This window comes from Methyloversatilis sp., from assembly GCF_030696805.1.
Lineage (GTDB): Bacteria > Pseudomonadota > Gammaproteobacteria > Burkholderiales > Rhodocyclaceae > Methyloversatilis.
This window is the reverse complement of record NZ_JAUYRO010000038.1, coordinates 1-3,444: the sequence shown is the minus strand read 5'-3', so window position 1 is coordinate 3,444 and position 3,444 is coordinate 1. Positions and strand designations below refer to the sequence as shown.

Sequence of the window (3,444 nt, the reverse complement as noted above, 5' to 3'; positions counted from 1 at the left end):
AAGGACGTGACCGAGTTCCTGGCCGTCTCGTTGATGGCCGCGCATCACCAGATCATCCGCTACGCCAGTGAAAAGGGCATGCTGGACACGCCGCGCACCACGCTGGTCGCGGCCATCGTGCAGGGCACCTCGGCCACCTGGGTGCACTGCGGCGACTCGCGCCTGTACGTCATCCGCAATGGCGAGCTGATGACCCGCACGCGCGACCACTCCTACCTGGAGCAGCAAAGCGCCGGCGTCATCCGCATGGACCGGATCAACCGCAACATCCTTTTCACTTGCCTCGGTTCGCCGACCAAACCCGTGTTCGATGTCACCGGCCCCATCGCCCTGCAGCAAGGCGACAAGATCATGCTGTGCTCGGACGGCCTGTGGGGCAGCCTGAGCGACAGCGAAATCGTGGGCCAGCTCGACGCCCGGCCCGTGTCAGAGGCCGTTCCCGACCTGGTGGAGAGTGCCTTGCGCAGCGGCGGCGAGCACTCCGACAACGTGACCGTGATCGCCCTGGAGTGGGAAACGCCCGACTCGTTCGAATCGACCCGCGGTGTGTCCACCGACAGCATCAACGATGGTGTCTTCGCCTCCACCATCCAGGCGGGCGTCCTCGACACCATGGTCGAGGACCTTGATGACGCGGCCATCGAGCGCTCCATCGCCGAGATCAACGAAGCCATCCGCCGCTCCGCGGCGCGAAAGAAATAAAAAATGACCGATTTCAAACGCAGCGGCAACCGTGCCGCAGACCAGTTGCGCCCCGTGAAGATCACGCGCGGCTACACCATTCATGCCGAAGGCTCGGTGCTGATCGAGTTCGGCGACACGCGTGTGCTGTGCACCGCGTCGGTCGAAGAAAAAGTGCCGCCGCACAATCGCGGCAGCGGCGAGGGCTGGGTGACGGCCGAGTACGGCATGCTGCCGCGCGCCACGCACACGCGCGGCGACCGCGAGGCGGCACGCGGCAAGCAAAGCGGCCGCACGCAGGAAATCCAGCGGTTGATCGGCCGGTCGATGCGGGCCGTGTTTGACCTGAAGAAGCTGGGCGAGCGCACTATCCACATGGACTGCGACGTGCTGCAGGCCGATGGCGGCACGCGCTGTGCATCCATCACCGGCGCCTGCGTGGCACTGCACGATGCGCTGAGCGGCCTGGTGAGCCAGGGTCTGATCGAACGCAACCCGCTGCGCGAACTGGTGGCGGCCGTGTCGGTCGGCATTCATGAAGGCACGCCGGTACTCGACCTCGACTATCCGGAAGATTCCGCCTGCGACACCGACATGAATGTCGTCATGACCGCCAGCGGCGGCCTGTGCGAAGTGCAGGGCACGGCTGAAGGCAAGACTTTTTCGCGCGCCGAGCTGGGCTCTCTGATGGATCTCGCGCAGGCCGGCATCGAAGGGCTGATTGCTGCGCAACGGCGCGCGCTCGGACTGTCATGAAAATCGAAAAGCTCGTTCTGGCCAGCGGCAACGCCGGTAAATTGCGCGAACTGTCGGCCATGCTGGCACCGCTCGGCATCGAGGTGGTCACGCAGGCTTCGCTCGGCGTCGCCGAAACGGACGAGCCACATGTCACCTTCGTCGAGAATGCGCTGGTCAAGGCGCGACATGCGGCGCGCGAAACCGGTTTGCCCGCGCTGGCCGATGATTCCGGCCTGTGTGTCAGTGCGCTCGGCGGACGCCCCGGCGTGTTGTCGGCGCGCTATGCCGGCGAGCCGAAATCGGATGTCGCCAACAACGCGAAAGTGGTGGCTGAACTTCACGGCATCGAAGACCGTCGGGCGCATTTCTATTCGGTCATCGTGCTGGTATGCGACGCCGACGACCCGCGGCCGCTGATCGCAGACGGCGAGTGGCATGGCGAAATCATCGAGTCGCCGCGTGGCGACGCCGGCTTTGGTTACGATCCGCACTTCTGGGTGCCGTCGCTTGAACAGACCGCGGCCGAACTCGCGCCCGAACTGAAGAACACGCTGTCGCATCGCGCCTCGGCCATGCGTCACCTGCTGACGCGGCTGCAGGCGCTTACCGGCGGATGAGTCGGGTCATTCCGCTGGTCCCGGCGCGGTCGCTCAGGTTGGAGCACTCGCCGGCGGACCGGCAGGCCGCTCTGGAATTCACCGTTCCGCCACCGCTCGCGCTGTATATCCACTTTCCGTGGTGTGTGCGCAAGTGCCCATATTGCGATTTCAACTCGCATGCGGTGCGCGACGGCATTCCGGAAGAAGCTTATCTCGCAGCGCTCATCTCCGACCTCGAAGCGTCGCTGCCCGATATCTGGGGCCGGCGCATCCACAGCATCTTCTTCGGGGGCGGCACGCCCAGCCTGATGTCGCCCGCCGGGCTGGACCGCCTGCTGACGGCGGTACGCGCCCGCATCAATCTGTCGCCGGGTGCGGAAATCACGCTCGAAGCCAACCCGGGCACGGTGGAAGCCGAACGCTTCGCCGGTTTTCGCGACGCCGGTGTGAACCGGCTGTCGATCGGCGTGCAGAGCTTCGACGATCGTCACCTCGCCGCCCTTGGCCGCATCCACGACGCCACGGAGGCACGGCGCGCGATCGAACTGGCGCAGCGCACCTTCGAGCGGGTAAACATCGACCTGATGTACGCCCTGCCGCAGCAGACGATGCGCGAAGCGTTGCGTGACCTCGACGTGGCGCTGACCACCGGCGTGACCCATCTGTCCTGCTACCACCTGACGCTGGAACCCAATACCCCGTTCGCGGCACATCCGCCCGATCTGCCGGACGACGACGCTTCGGCCGACATGCAGGAGGCGATCGAGGCGCGACTTGCCGACGCGGGCTTCGTACATTACGAAACGTCAGCTTTCGCACAGCCCGGTCAGCAGTGCCTGCACAACCTGAATTACTGGCAGTTCGGCGACTACCTGGGCATCGGCGCCGGCGCGCACGGCAAGCTGAGCTTTCACGACCGGGTGCGGCGCGACATGCGGCACAAGCACCCGGGTGCCTATCTCGAAGCCGCCGCGCAGGGCCGCTTCGTGCAGGAATCGCGCGAGGTCGGCGCGGCCGAGCTGCCATTCGAATTCATGATGAATGCCGCGCGCCTGAATGATGGCTTCGCGCTCGACCTGTTCGAACGCCACACCGCCCTGCCGCTCGACGTGCTCATGCCGCGCCTGCTGGCGGCGCGCGAAGACGGGCTGCTGGAGCTGGATGCCGGCCGCGTGACCCCCACTTTGCATGGAAGAAGATTTCTGAACGAACTGCTGCAGCGCTTTCTGGACTGAATCGTCGAGCCGACGGCGCGGCGGTTGGCTGGGGTGTGGAGCGTTGGGCATCGCTGCGCTCACCCCAACCTACGGGTTCGGGGTGACGGGGTTCGGGGTGCCGGAATTCGGGGCGGCGGGGGTGTTGGGCGCGGGGGTGTTGGGCGCGGGGGTGTTGGGCGCGGGGGTGTTGGGCGCGGGGGTGTTGGGCG

4 protein-coding genes are annotated in these 3,444 nt (G+C 66.1%); all 4 read left to right on the top strand.

Going from position 1 to position 3,444, the window contains the following annotated elements:
* On the top strand, window positions 1–702 hold a 702-nt coding region (locus Q8R75_RS06285), incomplete at its 5' end, for a protein phosphatase 2C domain-containing protein (RefSeq protein ID WP_305663548.1).
* A gap of 3 nt (window positions 703–705) precedes the next feature.
* Entirely contained in the window at window positions 706–1,437 is a 732-nt protein-coding gene (gene rph / locus Q8R75_RS06280; RefSeq protein ID WP_305663547.1) for a ribonuclease PH, read from the top strand.
* Window positions 1,434–2,036, top strand: a complete 603-nt coding sequence (rdgB, locus tag Q8R75_RS06275; protein ID WP_305613589.1) for an RdgB/HAM1 family non-canonical purine NTP pyrophosphatase — start codon at window positions 1,434–1,436, stop codon at window positions 2,034–2,036. Before rph ends, rdgB begins: the two co-directional genes overlap by 4 nt.
* On the top strand, window positions 2,033–3,253 hold the full coding sequence (gene hemW, locus Q8R75_RS06270; RefSeq protein WP_305613588.1) for a radical SAM family heme chaperone HemW: 1,221 nt from the start codon (window positions 2,033–2,035) through the stop codon (window positions 3,251–3,253). Before rdgB ends, hemW begins: the two co-directional genes overlap by 4 nt.
* Window positions 3,254–3,444 lie beyond the last annotated feature (191 nt).